The sequence below is a fragment of the Micromonospora sp. NPDC047620 genome, assembly GCF_043205005.1.
Classification (GTDB): domain Bacteria; phylum Actinomycetota; class Actinomycetes; order Mycobacteriales; family Micromonosporaceae; genus Micromonospora.
This window is the reverse complement of record NZ_JBIDDG010000011.1, coordinates 102918-120030: the sequence shown is the minus strand read 5'-3', so window position 1 is coordinate 120030 and position 17113 is coordinate 102918. Positions and strand designations below refer to the sequence as shown.

16 protein-coding genes are annotated in these 17113 nt (G+C 75.2%); 5 read left to right on the top strand and 11 right to left on the bottom strand.

Annotated features, from left to right (window positions below):
* The first annotated feature begins 93 nt into the window (after positions 1–93).
* From ACGF5C_RS15690 to ACGF5C_RS15680, 3 genes are all read left to right on the top strand, one after another.
* Positions 94–2853, top strand: coding sequence for a cation-translocating P-type ATPase (locus ACGF5C_RS15690; RefSeq protein WP_393301942.1), 2760 nt, complete (start codon positions 94–96; stop codon positions 2851–2853).
* A 47-nt stretch (positions 2854–2900) separates the two neighbouring features.
* Positions 2901–3797 (top strand): universal stress protein, encoded by an 897-nt coding sequence (locus tag ACGF5C_RS15685; RefSeq protein ID WP_393301939.1) that lies wholly within the window; start codon positions 2901–2903, stop codon positions 3795–3797.
* Positions 3798–4026: 229 nt separating this feature from the next.
* On the top strand, positions 4027–4908 hold the full coding sequence (locus tag ACGF5C_RS15680; protein ID WP_393301936.1) for a universal stress protein: 882 nt from the start codon (positions 4027–4029) through the stop codon (positions 4906–4908).
* A 48-nt stretch (positions 4909–4956) separates the two neighbouring features.
* Here the strand turns inward: ACGF5C_RS15680 and ACGF5C_RS15675 are convergent, their stop codons facing one another.
* The 3 genes from ACGF5C_RS15675 to ACGF5C_RS15665 all read right to left on the bottom strand — a co-directional run bounded on the left by ACGF5C_RS15675 (position 4957) and on the right by ACGF5C_RS15665 (position 7448).
* Positions 4957–5580: an FMN reductase gene (locus tag ACGF5C_RS15675; protein WP_393301933.1), complete on the bottom strand. Its 624-nt coding sequence runs from the start codon at positions 5578–5580 to the stop codon at positions 4957–4959.
* Positions 5577–6677 carry an LLM class flavin-dependent oxidoreductase gene (locus tag ACGF5C_RS15670; protein ID WP_393301930.1) on the bottom strand — a complete coding sequence of 367 codons (1101 nt, stop codon included), beginning with the start codon at positions 6675–6677 and terminating at the stop codon, positions 5577–5579. Before ACGF5C_RS15670 ends, ACGF5C_RS15675 begins: the two co-directional genes overlap by 4 nt.
* Before the next feature lie 141 nt (positions 6678–6818).
* Complete coding sequence (locus ACGF5C_RS15665; RefSeq protein WP_393302229.1) at positions 6819–7448, bottom strand: DNA-3-methyladenine glycosylase; 630 nt, start codon at positions 7446–7448, stop codon at positions 6819–6821.
* A gap of 109 nt (positions 7449–7557) precedes the next feature.
* Between ACGF5C_RS15665 and ACGF5C_RS15660 the strand changes: the two genes are divergently transcribed.
* The gene (locus ACGF5C_RS15660; RefSeq protein ID WP_393263732.1) at positions 7558–7974 is read left to right on the top strand and encodes a DNA-binding protein; all 417 of its coding nucleotides are present in this window, start codon (positions 7558–7560) and stop codon (positions 7972–7974) included.
* Between the two features lie 50 nt (positions 7975–8024).
* The gene (locus tag ACGF5C_RS15655; RefSeq protein WP_393301927.1) at positions 8025–8381 is read left to right on the top strand and encodes an MmcQ/YjbR family DNA-binding protein; all 357 of its coding nucleotides are present in this window, start codon (positions 8025–8027) and stop codon (positions 8379–8381) included.
* 40 nt (positions 8382–8421) lie between these two features.
* Here ACGF5C_RS15655 and argH read toward each other — a convergent pair whose 3' ends face one another.
* The 8 genes from argH to argC are packed head-to-tail and all read right to left on the bottom strand — an operon-like array spanning position 8422 to position 17027.
* Complete coding sequence (gene argH, locus ACGF5C_RS15650; RefSeq protein ID WP_393302226.1) at positions 8422–9885, bottom strand: argininosuccinate lyase; 1464 nt, start codon at positions 9883–9885, stop codon at positions 8422–8424.
* 17 nt (positions 9886–9902) lie between these two features.
* Positions 9903–11105, bottom strand: coding sequence for an argininosuccinate synthase (locus ACGF5C_RS15645; protein WP_393301924.1), 1203 nt, complete (start codon positions 11103–11105; stop codon positions 9903–9905).
* Positions 11102–11617: an arginine repressor gene (locus tag ACGF5C_RS15640; protein WP_357700636.1), complete on the bottom strand. Its 516-nt coding sequence runs from the start codon at positions 11615–11617 to the stop codon at positions 11102–11104. The genes ACGF5C_RS15645 and ACGF5C_RS15640 overlap by 4 nt, the downstream gene beginning before the upstream one ends.
* Entirely contained in the window at positions 11614–12591 is a 978-nt protein-coding gene (gene argF / locus ACGF5C_RS15635) for an ornithine carbamoyltransferase (protein ID WP_393301920.1), read from the bottom strand. The genes ACGF5C_RS15640 and argF overlap by 4 nt, the downstream gene beginning before the upstream one ends.
* On the bottom strand, positions 12588–13859 hold the full coding sequence (locus ACGF5C_RS15630; protein ID WP_393301917.1) for an acetylornithine transaminase: 1272 nt from the start codon (positions 13857–13859) through the stop codon (positions 12588–12590). The genes argF and ACGF5C_RS15630 overlap by 4 nt, the downstream gene beginning before the upstream one ends.
* Positions 13856–14860: an acetylglutamate kinase gene (gene argB, locus ACGF5C_RS15625; RefSeq protein ID WP_393301914.1), complete on the bottom strand. Its 1005-nt coding sequence runs from the start codon at positions 14858–14860 to the stop codon at positions 13856–13858. The genes ACGF5C_RS15630 and argB overlap by 4 nt, the downstream gene beginning before the upstream one ends.
* Positions 14857–16029 (bottom strand): bifunctional glutamate N-acetyltransferase/amino-acid acetyltransferase ArgJ, encoded by a 1173-nt coding sequence (gene argJ, locus ACGF5C_RS15620; protein ID WP_393301911.1) that lies wholly within the window; start codon positions 16027–16029, stop codon positions 14857–14859. Before argJ ends, argB begins: the two co-directional genes overlap by 4 nt.
* The gene (gene argC, locus ACGF5C_RS15615; protein WP_393301908.1) at positions 16026–17027 is read right to left on the bottom strand and encodes an N-acetyl-gamma-glutamyl-phosphate reductase; all 1002 of its coding nucleotides are present in this window, start codon (positions 17025–17027) and stop codon (positions 16026–16028) included. The genes argJ and argC overlap by 4 nt, the downstream gene beginning before the upstream one ends.
* Positions 17028–17113 lie beyond the last annotated feature (86 nt).

Genomic DNA, 17113 nt, shown 5'->3' with positions numbered 1-17113 from the left:
GCGGGCGAACTGCCCTGGTCGGCCCGTCCCCGACGGAGCGAGGGTGGAACCGGGACGATGCGCCGGAACGGCGCCGCGGCAGGGCGGAGAGTGATGTGGGAACGTCCGGGGAACGGCGAGGACGGGGGCCCAGCGGTGCCCGTTGACACCTCGACCAGGCCGGCGACCGGGCTCAGTTCGGCGGAGGCCGCCGCCCGCCTGCGGGCCGACGGCCCGAACGCGGCGGTCGCCCCGCCCCGCCGGCACCTGGCCACCCGGGTCCTGCACCAGCTCACCGACCCGCTGGTGGCGCTGCTGCTGGCCGCCGCCGTGGTCACCACCGTGCTGCGGGACTACCCGGACACCGCCGTGATCGTGCTGGTCGTGCTGGTGAACACCGCCATCGGCGTGGTGCAGGAGGTCCGCGCCGACCGGGCGATCGCCGCGCTGGACCAGCTCGCGGCGCCCACCGCCCGAGTCGTCCGTGACGGGCGGGACCTGGTCCTGCCCGCCGCCGACCTGGTCCGGGGCGACCTGGTGCGGGTCGAGGCCGGCGACGTGGTCCCCGCCGACCTGCTCCTGGCCGAGGCCGCCCGGCTGACCCTCGACGAGTCGGCGCTGACCGGCGAGTCGGTGCCCGTGGGCCGGGCCGCCGGCGAGGAGGCCAGCGCGGGCACGGTGGTCACCACCGGGCGGGCCACCGGCACGGTGGTGCGCACCGGCGCCGCGAGCGCGCTCGGCCGGATCACGGCCCTGGTGGCGTCCACCCGGCCCGCCGCCACCCCGTTGCAGCGCCGTCTCGCCGGGCTCGGCCGGCTCCTCGGCTTCGCCGCGGTGGTGCTCTCCGGGCTGGTGTTCGTCGTGGGCGTGGTCGGCGGGCGGCCGGTGGTCGACATGGCGGTCACCGCGGTGAGCCTCGTGGTGGCGGCCGTGCCCGAGTCGCTGCCGGCGGTCGTCACCCTCGCCCTGGCCCTCGGCGCCCGCCGGATGGCCGGGGCGCGGGCGATCCCCCGGCGGCTGCACGCGGTGGAGACGCTCGGCTCCGTCACCGTGATCGCCTCCGACAAGACCGGCACCCTCACCGAGGGCAGGATGGCGGTGCAGCACGCCGTCACGGCCGACGGCTCCCGCTACGGCGTCACCGGCACCGGCTACGCGCCGCGGGGGGCCGTGCACCACGGGGGCGAGCCGGTGGCCGTACCGGACGAGCTGCGCCGCCTGGCGCGGGCCGGGCTGCTCTGCAACGACGCCACGCTGGCGCCGCCCACCGACGAGCGGCCGGAGTGGGCCGCGGTGGGCGACCCGCTGGAGGCGGCGCTGGTCGCGTTCGCCGCCCGCTGCGGGCTGGAGCCGGAGACCACCCGCGCCGCCTGGCCCCGGGTCGCCGAGCACCCCTTCGACCAGGAGCTGCGCCGGATGACCACGGTGCACCGCTCCTGCGACCGTCGGTATCTGGTGGTGTGCAAGGGCGCGCCGGAGAACGTGCTGGTCGCGCCGCTGGTCGACGCCTCCGCCGAGGAGATCGCCGAGCTGTCGGCCGCCGCGCACCGGCTGGCCGCCGAGGGGCTGCGGGTGCTCGCGGTCGCGTCCGCCGTGGCCGACACGCCGCCGGCGGACCCCGCCCGGCCGACCGGGCTGCGGCCGGTGGGCCTGGTCGCCGTCGGCGACCCGCTGCGCGAGGGAGCGGCCGACATCGCGGGCAGCTTCGACGACGCCGGGGTCCGGCTGCTGCTGGTCACCGGCGACCACCCCGCGACCGCCGCGGCCATCGGCGGCCAGCTCGGGCTGTGGCGCGAGGGCGACCCGCTGGTACGCGGGGACGACGGCGACCCGGCTCGGGCGCACCCGCAGGCGCGGGTGTTCGCGCGTACACAGCCGGAGCAGAAGCTCGACATCATCGCCGGGTTGCAGTCCCGGGGCCACGTGGTGGCGATGACCGGCGACGGGGTGAACGACGCTCCGGCGCTGCGCCGCGCCGACATCGGCGTGGCGATGGGCAGCGGCACGGAGGTCGCCCGGCAGGCCGCCGACCTGGTGCTCGTCGACGACGACCTGTCCACCGTGGCCGCGGCGATCGGCGAGGGCCGCCGCATCTACGACAACATCCGGCGGTTCCTGCGCTACGCCCTCTCCGGGGGCGTCGCCGAGATCGCGGTGATGCTGCTCGGGCCGCTGTTCGGGCTGGCCGTGCCGCTGCTGCCGGCCCAGATTCTCTGGGTGAACCTGCTCACCCACGGCGTGCCAGGCGTGGCGCTGGGCGCGGAGCCGGCGGAGCCGGGCACGCTGCGCCGGACGCCCCGCTCTCCCTCGGAGTCGGTGCTCGGGGCCGGCCTGGGCCGGGACGTGCTGGTCACCGGCGCCCTGATCGCCGCCGTGGTGCTCGGCGCCGGCGTGGCCGCCGCGCACGCGGACCGGCCGTGGCAGTCGGTGGTCTTCGTGGTCCTCGGCCTGGCCCAGCTCGGGGTGGCGCTCGCGGTCCGGGCACCCCGGGCGGGCGGCGCCCGGCGCGGCAACCGCGCGCTGCCGGTCGCGGTGGCGGTCTCGGCGCTGCTCCAGGTCGCCGGGGTGCTGCTGCCCCCGCTGCGGGAGCTGCTCGGTACGGAGCCACTCGGCGCGGTGGAGCTGCTGGCCTGCGCCGCTGTCAGCGTGCTTCCCGGGCTGGTGCTGCGGCTGGCCCGCCGACCGGTCGACCCCGCCACCGGGTCGTCGGGCACCGAGCCGCACGACGCGGTCACACCAGCCGTGGTCGGCGGGCCCGGCCAGGGCACGCGGGCGGCGGGCTGCCAGGGCACGCGGGCGGCGGGCGACCCGGCCGTGACCGTCGGAGCGGCGGATCGGGACCAAGGTCCCGACGGCCGGGACGGGCGCCTCTGACCGGTAGCGTTCGGGCAGAGCAGGATGAAGGTGAACAAGGAGGAATCATGACCAGCAACACCGGTGCCCCCGTCGTGGTGGGTGTGGACGGTTCGGCCGCCGCACTGGACGCGGTCCGGGTGGCGGCGCGGGAGGCGGCGCAGCGGCAGCGTCCGCTGCGGGTGGTGCACGCCTTCATCTGGCCGTTGACCCGCGTCCCGGTCGACCCGGTGCCGGGCGCGCCGGCCGGCGCCGGCCTGCGCAACCAGGCCGAGCGGTACGTCGCCGAGGCGATCGCCGAGGCCGGCAAGGCCGCCCCCGAGGTGGCGGTCACCGGTGTGGTGGTCGACGGCGCGGCGACCCCCGTCCTGCTCGACGAGTCCCGGGACGCCGCGCTGGTGGTGCTCGGGCACCGCGGTCTGGGTGGCTTCGCCGGGCTGCTGATCGGCTCGGTGACCGTGCAGGTCTCCGCCCACGCGCTGTGCCCGGTCCTCGTGGTGCGCGGCGAGCCGCGCGCCGACGGTCCGGTGGTGGTGGGCGTCGACGGCTCCGCGAACTCCACCGAGGCCGTCGCGTTCGCCTTCGAGGAGGCGTCCCACCGGGGCGCCCCGCTAATCGCGGTGCAGGCCTGGCTCTTCCCCTCGCCGGTCGGTCCGGGCGACATCCTGCCCCTGGTGTACGACCTGGACGCCTACGCCGCTGAGGAGGAGCGCGTACTCGCCGAGTCTGTCGCCGGCTTCGCCGAGCGTTACCCGGACGTGCCGGTGCGGCACCGGCTGGTCCGGGGCTCCCCGGCCCGGGTGCTGGTCGACGAGTCGGAGGCGGCCCAGCTGGTGGTCGTCGGGGCGCGCGGGCGGGGCCCACTGAGCGGACTGCTGCTCGGCTCCGTCAGCCACGCCGTGCTGCACCACGCGCACTCCCCGGTGGCGATCGTGCGGCACCCGAAGCGGGCCGACGCGTCCTGACCTTCCCGGCCACCACCCTTCCCGTCGCGTCGGCCGCTCCCCTGGCCGGCGCGACGGGGCCCGTGGACGGCCGGTGCGCCGGCGCGGCGTGGAAGCCGGTGCGCCGGGCCTCGCCGGGTGGCCGGCGGGCGCGGTGACAGGTCCGGTTCGACGGGCGGCGCGTCGGGGAAATCCGGGTACGCCGGTGGAGCCGCGTCGACAATGACCTGATCGACCTCTGGGAGAGCTGATGAATCGACCCGTCGTGGTGGGTGTGGACGGATCGCCGTCGAGCCTGGTGGCGGCGGAGCACGCCGCCCGGGCCGCCGTGCTGCGGTCCCGCCCCCTGCACCTGGTGCACGGCTACCTGCATCCGCTCGGCTACGGCGTGCCGGTCAACCCGTACGACCTGGGGTTGCCGGCCCCGACCGAGCAGGGGCAGAAGATGCTGGAGCAGACGGCCGCCGACCTCGTGGAACGCTGGCCGGGGCTGGCCGTGGAGGTGCGCCAGGTCGCCGGCGGGCCGGGCGCGACGCTCGTCGAGGAGTCCCGGCGGGCGGAGCTGGTGGTGGTGGGCAGCCGCGGCCTGGGCGGTTTCGCGGGGCTGCTGCTCGGCTCGGTCGGCACGCAGGTGGCCGCGCACGCGCGCTGCCCGGTGCTGGTGGTCCGCCCGGCCGAGGAACCGATCCCGGTCGACGGGCCGGTGCTGGTCGGGGTGGACGGCTCGGAGCCCGCCGAACTGGCCGTCGGGTACGCCGCCGACGAGGCGACCCGGCGCGGGCTCGGGCTGGTGCTGGCGCACGTCCGGCCGCCGGACGGGGCGCACCGCGCGCCGGACGAGGCGGCCGAGAGGCCTGCCGCCACGCACGCGGAGTCCGCCGAGCTGCTGGCCACCGCCGGGGCGGCGGTGCGCGGCAGCCACCCCGGGCTGGCCGTCGAGGAGCGGGTGCTCCGGGCGGCGAAGCCGGAGCAGGCGCTGATCGAGGCGAGCCGCGAGGCGGCGCTGGTGGTGGTCGGCTCCCGGGGCCGGGGCGGGTTCGCCGGGATGCTGCTCGGCTCGGTCAGCCAGGCCCTGGTGCAGCACGCGCGCTGCCCGGTGCTGGTCGCCCACCCGTACGGCCACGCCCGCTGAGCCGGCGCGGACCCGCCGGCCCACGACGGGCCGGCGGGTCGGCGGCGGTCAGTGGCCCCGGCCCCCGAGCAGTTCCTCGAAGCTGGTGGTGAGGGCGAACGGGTCGGCGGGGCCGGCGGCCGGCGGGCGTCGCTGGATCTGGTCGGCCAGCTCGCCCCCGGCGCGGGCGATCCGCGCGCGCAGCGCACCGTCGGCGCCGCCGTCGGACCAGTCCTCGGGCGCGGCGAAGACCGCCGTGGGCACCACGACCGACCGCAGGTAGGCGAACATCGGCCGCAGGGCGTGCTCCAGGGCGAGCGAGTGCCGGGCGGTGCCGCCGGTGGCGCCGACCAGCACCGGCCGGTCCGCCAGCGCGCCCGAGTCGACCAGGTCGAAGAAGGACTTGAACAGCCCGTTGTACGACGCGTTGAAGATCGGCGTGACGGCGATCAGCCCGTCCGCGCCGGTGACCGTGTCGAGCACCTCCCGCAGGGCGGGCGGCGGGAAGCCGGTGAGCAGGTGGTTGACGATGTCGTGGGCGTGCTCGCGCAGCTCGACGGGGCGCAGGTCCACGTCGTCGCCCCGCCGGGCCAGCTCGTCGCGGGTGGCCGCAGCGAGCTGGTCGGCGAGCAGTCGCGTCGACGAGGGCTGACCGAGCCCGGCCGACACCACGGCGAGGGTGCGGCGGGTCATCGGCCGGCCTCCGTGCCCGCCCCGGCCTGCTCGGCGGCCCGCAGCGACGCGTGCGTCGGCGCCTCGGGCACGTGCGCCGGGCGCAGCGAGTCGAACTCCTTGCGCAGCACCGGGACGACCTCCTCGCCGAGCAGGTCGAGCTGCTCCAGCACGGTCTTCAGCGGCAGGCCGGCGTGGTCCATGAGGAACAGCTGGCGCTGGTAGTCGCCGACGTAGTCGCGGAAGCCCAGCGTACGGTCGATGACCTGCTGCGGGCTGCCCACGGTCAGCGGGGTCTGCGCGCTGAACTCCTCGAGCGACGGGCCGTGCCCGTAGACGGGGGCGTTGTCGAAGTACGGCCGGAACTCCCGCACGGCGTCCTGCGAGTTGCGCCGCATGAACACCTGCCCGCCCAGCCCGACGATGGCCTGGTCGGCCGAGCCGTGGCCGTAGTGCGCGTACCGCTCCCGGTAGAGCCCGACCATCCGCTGGGTGTGCTCCTTCGGCCAGAAGATGTGGTTGGCGAAGAAGCCGTCGCCGTAGTAGGCCGCCTGCTCGGCGATCTCCGGGCTGCGGATCGAGCCGTGCCAGACGAACGGCGGCACGCCGTCGAGCGGGCGCGGCGTCGAGGTGAACGACTGCAGCGGGGTGCGGAAGCGGCCCTTCCAGTCGACCACGTCCTCGCGCCAGAGCCGGCGCAGCAGGTCGTAGTTCTCGATGGCGAGCGGGATGCCGTTGCGGATGTCCTGGCCGAACCACGGGTAGACGGGCCCGGTGTTGCCGCGCCCCATCATCAGGTCCACCCGGCCGTCGGCGAGGTGCTGGAGCATCGCGTAGTCCTCGGCGATCTTCACCGGGTCGTTGGTGGTGATCAGCGTGGTCGAGGTGGACAGCAGCAGGCGCTCGGTGCGGGCCGCGACGTATCCCAGCATGGTGGTGGGCGACGACGGCACGAACGGCGGGTTGTGGTGCTCGCCGGTGGCGAAGACGTCCAGGCCGACCTCCTCGGCCTTCAGCGCGATGGTGACCATCGCCTTGATCCGCTCATGCTCGGTCGGCTCGCGACCGTTGGTCGGGTCGACCGTGACGTCGCCGACGGTGAAGACTCCGAACTGCATGACCAGCTCCTCGCGTTGTCCGGCCGGGGCCGGTGCGGTTCCCGTATCGCACCGCACAACATATTTGACGAGTCAACTATTCCACGCGCGGAGGCGACCGTGGTGGGCGCCGTCACGCCGACAAGCGGGGCGACCGGAGGCTCAGCGGCTGCGCGGGACGTGCCGGCGGTAGGCGCTCACCGTGGGGTCGCCGGCGATCCAGAACCGCCAGGGGACGTCGTGCGCCCCCGTCACGCCCACCCTCGGGCCGGCGGCCACCGCGTCCGCCGGCACCGGCCGGTCAGCCGGACGCAGCCGGACGGGGCCGTCGCCGAGCAGGTAGCGGCCGTAGACGCCCTTGTCGATGCCCAGCGCCGCGCAGAGCCGGGCGGGCCCCCGCGCGAGGTCGACGTCCCGGCGTACGGCGGCGCGCCGGGCCCGGGCGACGTCGAGCCCGTCGACCACCTCGCCGGCGCGCAGCAGCACGGCCGACGCCTCCCCGTCCGGCCCCGTGACCACGTTCATGCACCAGTGCATGCCGTAGGTGAAGTAGACGTAGGCGTGCCCGGCCGGACCGAACATCACCGCGTTGCGCGGGGTGCGGCCCCGGTGGGCGTGCGACGCGGGGTCGCCGGCCGTACCGGCGTACGCCTCGACCTCGGTGATCCGGACGGTGACGCCGCCGGCGGCGAGCCGGCAGCCGAGCAGGCCGCGCGCGGCCGGCACCACGGGCCCGGAGAGCAGGTCGGCCAGCCCCGCGAGGTCGGCGGGACGGCGGTCGGAGGACGCCACCACGGGCCCGACCCTATCCGGCCCCGACACCGCCGTGTTCCGGCGCTCGACGGCTCCGGCATATCAACGGATCGTTGACAACTATACGTTGACATGATGGGGTCGGGTCATGACCGACTCCTTCACCACGCCCGACGCCGGCCGGGCCCGGGCGCACCGCACGTACGACGCGCTGCACCGGATCACCGAGCGGCACGCCGGCACCGAGACGCGCCGCCGCCGCCACACCAACCCCTACGTCCCGGACACCTACGAGGCAGTCGCGCTGGTCACGGCACTCGCTGCCGGCGGGGCCGAGGTGGAGCCCGGGGAGGAGCGGGTCGACGACGCGGACCTCGTCGCGGCCCTCACCCTCGTGCCGCACCTGCGCGCCGAGGTCGACGCCATGGAGGCGGGGCTGCTGACGCTGGCCCGCGGCCGCGGGCTGACCTGGCAGCAGATCGCGTACGGGCTCGGGCTGGGCAGCGCGCAGGCCGCCAAGCAGCGCTTCGAGCGGCTCTCCGCCCGCACCGCCGCCACCGACTGACGCCCCCGATGGGCCAGACTGGGCGCGGGATCGGTGTCGAGGAGGACGCGATGACGCGCGAGGAGATGCTGGCGTACTGCCTGGGCAAGCCGGGCGCCTGGCTGGACCAGCCGTGGGAGGGCGACGAGGTGGTGAAGGTCGGCAGCCGGATCTTCGCCTTCCTCGGCTCCGCCGGCGCCGACGACCCGACGGTCGGGGTGAAGTGCGGCCCGAGCCGGGAGATCGCCGACGAGTGGCTGCACCGGCACCCGGGCGACGCGCGAGCCTCGCCGTACATCGGGCGCTCCGGCTGGAACACGCTGCGCCTGGCCGGCGGGATCGACGACGAGGAGCTGACCGAGGCGGTCGACGCGTCGTACGACGCGGTGGTGGCGAAGCTGCCGAAGCGGGAGCGGCCGACGGCCTGAGCCCCGCGCGGCGCCGGTCGCGCCGCGCGGGGTCACGCACTCAGCGCGGCACGACCCGCTCGGCGGCCCACTCCCGCCAGCCGGCCAGCTTGTCCGCGGCGGTGGCGAGCTGGTCGGCGACCGGGCCGGGGCCGGTCGAGCCGGGGGTGGTCCGGGCGGCGAGCGCCGACCGGACCGAGAGCACGTCCCGCACGGACGGGTCGAGGTGCTCGCTGACCGCCGCGAGGTCGGCGTCGGAGACCTCGTCGAGGGCGCAGTCCCGGGCCACGCAGAGCGCGACCAGCTTCCCGGTGATCTCGTGCGCGTCGCGGAACGGCACGCCCCGGCGGACGAGCCAGTCGGCCACCTCGGTGGCCAGCGAGAAGCCCACCGGCGCGGCGGCGACGAGGCGGTCCACCCGGACGGTCATCGTGGAGATCATCCCGGCCAGGGCCGGCAGCAGCAGCTCCAGGGTGTCGACCGCGTCGAAGGCCGGCTCCTTGTCCTCCTGCATGTCCCGGTCGTAGGTCATCGGCAGGCCCTTGAGCATGGTGAGCACGCTCATCAGCCCGCCGACGAGGCGGCCGGACTTGCCCCGGGCCAGCTCGGCGATGTCCGCGTTCTTCTTCTGCGGCATGATCGACGAGCCGGTGGCGAAGGCGTCGTCCAGCTCCACCCAACCGAACTCCTGCGACGTCCAGAGCACCACCTCCTCACCGAGGCGGGACAGGTGCACCCCGACCATCGCGGTGACGAAGAGGAACTCGGCGACGAAGTCCCGGTCGGCCACGGCGTCCATGGAGTTGGCGAAGGACGTGCGGAAGCCCAGCTCCTTGGAGACGGCCACCGGGTCCAGCGGCAGGCCGGAACCGGCCAGCGCGCCCGCGCCGAGCGGGCTGATCGCCGTGCGGTGGTCCCAGTCGCGCAGCCGTTCCAGGTCGCGCAGCAGCGGCTGCACGTGGGCGAGCAGCCAGTGCCCGAAGGTGACCGGCTGGGCGTGCTGGAGGTGGGTCATCCCCGGCGCGGCGGTGTCCACGTGCCGCCCGGCCTGCTCGACCAACGCCTCGGCCAGCTCGACCAGCCGCGACGCCACGCCCCGGGCGTGGTCGCGCAGGTAGAGCCGCAGGTCGGTGGCGACCTGGTCGTTGCGGGACCGGCCGGCGCGCAGCTTGCCGCCGAGGCTGCCGAGGCGCTCCAGCAGCCCGCGCTCCAGCGCGGTGTGCACGTCCTCGTCGTCGACGGTGGGGCGGAACTGCCCGGAGGCGCAGGCGGCCTCCAGGTCGTCCAGGGCGGCGAGGATGCGGCCCAGCTCCTCCGGGTCGAGCAGGCCCGCGCCCGCGAGGACCCGGGCGTGCGCCCGGGAACCCGCGATGTCGTACGGAGCGAGGCGCCAGTCGAACTGCACGCTCACCGACAGCCGGGCCAGGGCCTCTGCTGGACCGCCGGCGAACCGGCCGCCCCAGAGGCTGGTGCGGTTGGCGGCGGCGCTGTTCTCGGTCAGGCTCTTGTCGTCCACGCCGCCCATTGTGATGCCCACGATCTTCAGCCGCCCAGCCGGGCGTCCCGCGCGGCGGCCATCTTGCTCGGCAGGCCCCAGAGCTGGACGAAACCCTTGGCCAGGGACTGGTCGAACGTGTCGCCGGTGTCGTAGGTGGCCATGCCGAAGTCGTAGAGGCTGGCCTCGGAGCGCCGGCCGGTGACGGTGGCCCGGCCACCGTGCAGGACGAGCCGCACCTCGCCGCTGACGTGCCGCTGCGCGTCGTCGATGAACGCGTCCAGGCTGTTCTTCAGCGGGGAGAACCAGAGGCCGTCGTAGACCAGCTCGCCCCAGCGCTGGTCGACGCCGCGCTTGAACCGGGCCAGGTCCCGCTCCACGGTCACCGCCTCCAGCTCCTGGTGGGCGGTGATCAGCGCGATCGCGCCGGGCGCCTCGTACACCTCGCGGCTCTTGATGCCGACGAGGCGGTCCTCGACCATGTCGAGCCGGCCGACGCCCTGGGCGCCGGCGCGCCGGTTGAGCTCCAGGATCGCCTGGTACGGGGTGACGGTCTCGCCGTCGATCGCCACCGGGACGCCGGCGTCGAAGGTGATCACGACCTCGTCGGCGTCGCGCTCCTGCGCCGGGTCGGCGGTGTACGAGTACAGGTCCTCGATCGGGCTGTTCCAGATGTCCTCCAGGAAGCCCGTCTCGACGGCGCGCCCGAACAGGTTCTGGTCGATGGAGTACGGCGACTTCGCCGACACGTCGATCGGCAGCCCCTTCTCCTCGGCGAAGGCGATCGCCTTGTCCCGCGTCCAGGCGAAGTCCCGGGCCGGCGCGATGATCTTCAGGTCGGGCGCGAGCGCGCCCAGGCCGACCTCGAAGCGGACCTGGTCGTTGCCCTTGCCGGTGCAGCCGTGCGACACGATGGTGCCGCCGTGCTTGCGGGCCGCGGCCACCAGGTGCTTGACGATCAGCGGCCGGGACAGCGCGGAGACCAGCGGGTAGCGGTCCATGTAGAGCGCGTTGGCACGGATGGCCGGCAGGCAGTACTCGGCGGCGAACTCGTCGCGCGCGTCGACCACCTCCGACTCGACCGCGCCGCAGTCCAGGGCGCGCTGCCGGATGGCGTCGAGGTCCTCGCCGCCCTGCCCGACGTCGACCGCGACCGCGACCACCTCGGCGCCGGTCTGCTCGGCGAGGTACGGGATGGCGACGGAGGTGTCGAGCCCCCCGGAGTAGGCAAGAACGACCCGCTCGGTCATGGTGTGGTGCTCCCTTCAACGTTCTCTTCCCCGCGGGCCCAGCCGGCGAGCTTGTCGCCGAGCGCGGCCCCGCCGACGGCCTCGCGGGCCACGACGAGGATGGTGTCGTCGCCGGCGATGGTGCCGACGACCTCGGGCAGGCCCGCTCGGTCCAACGCACTGGCCAGGTAGTGGGCTGCGCCCGGCGGGGTGCGCAGCACGGCGATGTTGCCGCTGGAGTCGACCCCGTTGAGCAGCTCCCGCAGCAGCCGGACCAGCCGGGCCGGCGCCGCCTCGGCGTCGCGCAGCGGCCGGTGGCCGTCCTCGGGGATCAGGTAGACGGCCCGCCCGTCGCCGCCGCGTACGGTCACCGCGCCCAACTCCTTGAGGTCGCGGGACAGGGTGGCCTGGGTGACCTGGATGCCGTCGCCGGCGAGCAGGTCGGCCAGCTCGGTCTGCGAGTGGATCGCCTTGTCGCGGATCAGCTCGACGAGGCGGGCGTGGCGGGCGGCGCGGGTCAGCGGGGCGGTCATGAAGTCTCCCTGGTCGCGGCGGCGCCCGGCGCCGCCGCGTCCGGGGCGGCGGGCGCGGCCCCGAGGAGGAACGTCAGCAGCGCCTTCTGGGCGTGCAGCCGATTCTCCGCCTGGTCGAACACGGCGCTGTGCGGGCCGTCGAGCACCTCGTCGGTGATCTCCTCGCCCCGGTGCGCGGGCAGGCAGTGCAGCACGATCACGTCGGGCGCGGCGTGGCCCAGCAGCGCGGCGTTGACCTGGTACGGCAGGAACGGGGTGATCCGGTCCAGGCCGTCGGACTCCTGACCCATCGAGGTCCAGGTGTCGGTGGCGACCACGTCGGCCCCGGCCACCGCCGCGACGGGGTCGGTCAGCGCCTGCACGGAGCCGCCGGTGCCGGCGGCGATCTTCTCGGCCCGGGCGAGCACCTCCGGGTCGGGGCCGAAGGTGGCCGGCCCGGCGACCCGCACGTGCATCCCGGCGGTCGCCCCGGCCAGCAGGTACGAGTGGGACAGGTTGTTGGCGGCGTCGCCGACGTAGGCCAGCGTCCGGCCGGCGGTGCCGCCGCAGTGCTCGCGGACCGTGAGCAGGTCGGCCAGGAGCTGGCAGGGGTGGAACCCGTCGGTGAGCGCGTTGACGACCGGCACGGTCGCGGCGTCGGCAACCTCGGCGATCCGGTCGTCGCCGTGCGTGCGCAGCACGATCGCCGCGACGTAGCGGGAGAGGACCCGCCCCGCGTCGCCGAGGGTCTCGCCACGCCCGAAGTGGGTGACCTGGGTGTCCACCACCAGGGGGTGCCCGCCGAGTTCGGCGATGCCGACGTCGAACGAGAACCGGGTGCGCAGGCTCTGCTTGTCGAACAGCACCGCCACGGACCGGGGGCCGGCCAGCGGCCGGTGGCCGAACCGGTCGGCCTTCATCCGCGCCGCGAGCTCGAGCACGGCCGACTGCTCGGCGGGGGTCAGGTCGTCGTCCCGCAGGAAGTGCCGGATCATGCGCTCGTCTCCGTCGTGGTCGCGGTGGTCGCGGCGGCCGGGCTCTCGCCGGCGACGGCCGGGGAGGTGCCGGCGGCGGCCGGGGTGGTGCCGGCGGCGGCCGGGGAGGCCGCGTCGAGGGCCGCAGGAAGAGCGGCCAGGAAGGCGTCGGCCTGGGCGGCGGTCAGGATCAGCGGCGGGGCGAGCCGTACCACGCCGGGCTGCACCGGGTTGACCAGGAAGCCGGTCTCCCGCAGTGCCTCGGCGAGCACCTTCGCCACGGGCGCGGCGAGCACCACGCCGAGCAGCAGGCCCGCGCCGCGTACGCCGTCGACCAGCGGGTGGCCGAGCGCCTCGATGCCCCGACGCAGCCGCTCGCCGATCCGCTTGACGTGGTCGAGCAGTCCCTCGTGCGCGATGGTGCCCACCACCGCCAGGGCGGCGGCGCAGCTGACCGGGTTGCCGCCGAACGTGGTGCCATGCATGCCGGGGCCGAGCAGGTCGGCGGCCCGGCCGAAGGCCAGGCAGGCGCCGAGGGGCAGACCGCCGCCGAGCCCCTTGGCCAGGGTCACCACGTCGGGCTCGACGCCCTCGGCCTGGTGGGCGAACCAGTGCCCGGTGCGGCCGATGCCGGTCTGCACCTCGTCGAGCACCAGCAGCGCGCCGTGCCGGGCGGTGATCCGCCGGGCGGCGGCCAGGTAGCCGGCCGGCGGGACCACGACACCGTTCTCGCCCTGCACCGGCTCCAGGATCACCATGGCCGTGGCGTCGGTGACGGCCGCCTCCAGCGCGGCGACGTCGCCGTAGTCGACGTGGCTGACGTCGCCGGGCAGCGGGCGGAACGGGTCGGCCTTGGCCGGCTGGCCGGTCAGCGCCAGCGCGCCCATCGTCCGCCCGTGGAAGCCGCCCCGGGTGGCGACCACGTGGGTGCGGCCGGTGAGCCGGGACAGCTTGAACGCCGCCTCGTTGGCCTCCGCGCCGGAGTTGGCGAAGAAGACCCGGCCGGACCGGCCGGCCAGGGCCAGCAACAGCTCGGCCAGGGCCACCGGCGGCTCGGCGACGTAGAGGTTGGAGACGTGCCCGAGGGTGGCGACCTGCTTCGACACGGCGGCCACCACGGCCGGGTGGGCGTGGCCGAGGGCGTTGACCGCGATCCCGCCGACCAGGTCGACGTATTCCCGGCCGGCCTCGTCGACCACGACGGCGCCGGAGCCGGAGACGAGGGCCAGCGGCGGCGTTCCGTAGTTGTCCATCATCGACTGCGACCAGCGCTCGACGAGCGTGCTCATGACGGGACCGTGCCTTCCTTGTTCGCGACTGCGGGGCTTGGTCGCTGCGCTCCCGCACTCCTCGCGCTCACGGTGCCCTCCTTGTTCGCGACTGCGGGGCTCGCAAGCTCACTCCTCGCGCTCACGACCATGGTTCCGAACCCTTCCGAGGTGAAGACCTCCAGCAACGTGGAGTGGGCGACCCGGCCGTCGACCACGTGCGCGGCGGGCACCCCCTGCCGCACGGCCCGCAGGCAGGCCTCCATCTTGGGCACCATGCCGCTGGACAACGACGGCAGCAGCTTCGCCAACTCGTCGGTGGTGATCTCGCTGATCAGGCTGCCGGTGTCCGGCCAGTCGGCGTAGAGGCCGGGCACGTCGGTGAGGACGACCAGCTTGCGGGCGTCGAGGGCGACCGCGAGCGCGGCGGCGGCGGTGTCGGCGTTCAGGTTGTGCAGCACGCCGTCGGCGTCCGGCGCGACGGTGGAGATCACCGGGATCCGCCCGGCCGCGATCAGGTCGGTGACCGCCGAGACGTCGACCGACTCGACGTCGCCGACCTGCCCGACGTCGACCGGCTCCCCGTCCACGTACGCGGGCCGCCGCACGGCGGTGAACAGGCCCGCGTCCTCGCCGGAGAGGCCGACCGCGAACGGACCGTGCGCGTTGATCAGCCCGACCAGCTCCCGGCCCACCTGGCCGACGAGCACCATCCGGACCACGTCCATCGCCTCCGGGGTGGTGACCCGCAGGCCGCCCCGGAACTCGCTGGCGATGCCGAGCCGGCCGAGCATGGCGGAGATCTGCGGGCCGCCGCCGTGCACCACGACCGGCTTCAGGCCGGCGTAGCGCAGGAAGACCATGTCGGCGGCGAAGGCCCGCTGCAGCTCGGGGTCGACCATGGCGTTGCCGCCGTACTTGACCACGACGGTCGAGCCGGAGAAGCGGGCCAGCCAGGGCAGGGCCTCGATCAGCGTGGCGGCCTTGGCCTGGGCGCGGGTGAGGTCGGTGGTGAGGCTCATGTCGAGTAGGCCGAGTTCTCGTGCACGTACGCGTGGGAGAGGTCGTTGGTCCAGATCGTGGCCTCGGCGTCGCCGGCGTGCAGGTCGATCCGGATGGTGACGTCCCGCCCGGTCAGGTCGACCTTCGACCGGTCCTCGGCGGCGGCGCCGGAGCGGCACACCCAGACGCCGTTGACCGCGACGTCGACCGCGTCCGGCTCGAAGGCGGCGGTGGTGGTGCCGACGGCGGCGAGGATCCGGCCCCAGTTCGGGTCGTTGCCGAACAGCGCGGTCTTGACCAGGTTGTTGCGGGCCACCGACCGCCCCACCTCGACCGCGTCGTCCTCGCTCGCCGCGCCGACCACGTCGACGGCGATCTGCTTGGTGGCGCCCTCGGCGTCGGCGACGAGCTGCTGGGCCAGGTCGTGCGCGGCGGCGGTGACCGCGGCGGTCAGCTCGGCCGGCGTCGGCGCGATGCCGCTCGCGCCGCTGGCCAGCAGCAGCACCGTGTCGTTGGTCGACATGCAGCCGTCGGAGTCGATCCGGTCGAAGGTGACCCGGCACGCCTCGCGCAGCGCGGCGTCGAGGGCCTCCGGCCCGGCCACCGCGTCGGTGGTCAGCACGCAGAGCATGGTGGCCATCGCCGGGGCGAGCATGCCGGCGCCCTTGGCCATGCCGCCGACGGTCCAGCCGCTGCCCCGCGCCACCGTGGTCTTGGGGCGGGTGTCCGTGGTCATGATGGCCTCGGCCGCCGCCGGGCCGCCGTCGCGGGACAGGCCACGGATCGCGGCGCGTACGCCGGGGAGCAGCTTCTGCATCGGCAGCCGCTCGCCGATCAGGCCGGTCGAGCAGACCGCCACGTCGCCGGCCCCGAGCATCAGCCGGGGGCTGGCCGAGGTCAGCGCGGCGGCGGCGTGCTCGGCGGTGGCGTGGGTGTCCTGGAAGCCGGCCGGGCCGGTGCACGCGTTGGCTCCGCCCGAGTTGAGCACCACGGCGCGGACGACGCCGCCGCGGACCACCTGCTGGGTCCAGAGCACCGGCGCGGCCTTGACCCGGTTGGCGGTGAACACGGCGGCGACCCCGGCGTCCGGGCCGTCGTTGACGACCAGCGCGACGTCGCTCGCCCCGCTGGCCTTGAGCCCGGCGGCCACCCCGGCCGCCCGGAACCCCCGCGGAGTCGTGACACTCATGGTGCGATCCCCCAGACGGACAGGCCCGTCGTCTCCGGCAGGCCGAACATGAGGTTGGCGTTCTGCACGGCCTGGCCGGCGGCGCCCTTGCCGAGGTTGTCCAGCGCGCTGAGCACGATGGTCCGGCGGGTGTCGACGTCGACGGTGGCCTGCAGGTGGCAGGAGTTGGAGCCGAGGGTGGCGGCGGTGTGCGGCCAGGCCCCCTCGGGCAGCACGTGCACGAAGGGCGCGTCCGCGTACGCCTCGGCGAGCACCGCCCGGGGGTCCACGCCCCGGGCCGGCACGGCGGTCACGGTGGCCAGGATGCCCCGGGGCATCGGCGCGAGCACCGGGGTGAGCGACAGGCCGGTCGCCCCGGTGGCCTGCTTGATCTCCGGGACGTGCTGGTGGGTGCCGACGCGGTAGGGCGACAGGTCCCCCATCACCTCGCTGCCGAGCAGGTGCGGCTTGGTCGCCTTGCCCGCGCCGGAGGTGCCGGAGGCCGCGACGACCACCACGTCGGCCGGGGCGGCGGCGCCGGCGGCGATCAGCGGGGCGAGCGCGAGGATGATGGCGGCGGCGTAGCAGCCGGTGTTGGCGACCCGGGTGGCGCCGGCGATCAGCTCCCGCTGGCCGGGCAGCTCGGGCAGGCCGTATGTCCACTGCCCGGCGTGCGGGCCCCCGTAGTAGTTGGCCCAGGCGTAGGGGTCGGCGAGCCGGTGGTCGGCGCCGAGGTCGACGACGCGGACCTCGGGCGGGAGCTGGGCCGCCAGGGCCGCCGACTGGCCGTGCGGCAGGGCCAGGAAGACCAGGTCCGCGTCGGCCAGCGCCGTCGCGTCCGTCTCGCCGAGGACCAGGTCCAGGCCGGCGAGCTGCGGGTGTACGACGTCGAGCCGGTGCCCGGCCTGGCTGTGCGCGGTGGCGGCGACCAGGTCGAACTCCGGGTGCCCGGCGACCAGGCGGATCAACTCACCCCCGGCGTAGCCGCTCGCCCCCGCTACCGCGACTCGGATACCCATACTCACCTCCGCATGACTATGCAGCGAAGGTTAGCAGCGATGATCGGCCGCTGCAAGTTCATACAGACTTCTGCATGCCCATGATG

Excerpts from the sequence above, each read along its gene's own strand:
- ACGF5C_RS15690 (WP_393301942.1), top strand. The coding sequence starts at position 94 with ATGTGGGAACGTCCGGGGAACGGCGAGGACGGGGGCCCAGCGGTGCCC.
- ACGF5C_RS15685 (WP_393301939.1), top strand. The coding sequence starts at position 2,901 with ATGACCAGCAACACCGGTGCCCCCGTCGTGGTGGGTGTGGACGGTTCG.
- ACGF5C_RS15680 (WP_393301936.1), top strand. The coding sequence starts at position 4,027 with ATGAATCGACCCGTCGTGGTGGGTGTGGACGGATCGCCGTCGAGCCTG.
- ACGF5C_RS15675 (WP_393301933.1), bottom strand. The coding sequence starts at position 5,580 with ATGACCCGCCGCACCCTCGCCGTGGTGTCGGCCGGGCTCGGTCAGCCC.
- ACGF5C_RS15670 (WP_393301930.1), bottom strand. The coding sequence starts at position 6,677 with ATGCAGTTCGGAGTCTTCACCGTCGGCGACGTCACGGTCGACCCGACC.
- ACGF5C_RS15660 (WP_393263732.1), top strand. The coding sequence starts at position 7,558 with ATGACCGACTCCTTCACCACGCCCGACGCCGGCCGGGCCCGGGCGCAC.
- ACGF5C_RS15655 (WP_393301927.1), top strand. The coding sequence starts at position 8,025 with ATGACGCGCGAGGAGATGCTGGCGTACTGCCTGGGCAAGCCGGGCGCC.
- argH (WP_393302226.1), bottom strand. The coding sequence starts at position 9,885 with ATGGGCGGCGTGGACGACAAGAGCCTGACCGAGAACAGCGCCGCCGCC.
- ACGF5C_RS15645 (WP_393301924.1), bottom strand. The coding sequence starts at position 11,105 with ATGACCGAGCGGGTCGTTCTTGCCTACTCCGGGGGGCTCGACACCTCC.
- ACGF5C_RS15640 (WP_357700636.1), bottom strand. The coding sequence starts at position 11,617 with ATGACCGCCCCGCTGACCCGCGCCGCCCGCCACGCCCGCCTCGTCGAG.
- argF (WP_393301920.1), bottom strand. The coding sequence starts at position 12,591 with ATGATCCGGCACTTCCTGCGGGACGACGACCTGACCCCCGCCGAGCAG.
- ACGF5C_RS15630 (WP_393301917.1), bottom strand. The coding sequence starts at position 13,859 with ATGAGCACGCTCGTCGAGCGCTGGTCGCAGTCGATGATGGACAACTAC.
- argB (WP_393301914.1), bottom strand. The coding sequence starts at position 14,860 with ATGAGCCTCACCACCGACCTCACCCGCGCCCAGGCCAAGGCCGCCACG.
- argJ (WP_393301911.1), bottom strand. The coding sequence starts at position 16,029 with ATGAGTGTCACGACTCCGCGGGGGTTCCGGGCGGCCGGGGTGGCCGCC.
- argC (WP_393301908.1), bottom strand. The coding sequence starts at position 17,027 with ATGGGTATCCGAGTCGCGGTAGCGGGGGCGAGCGGCTACGCCGGGGGT.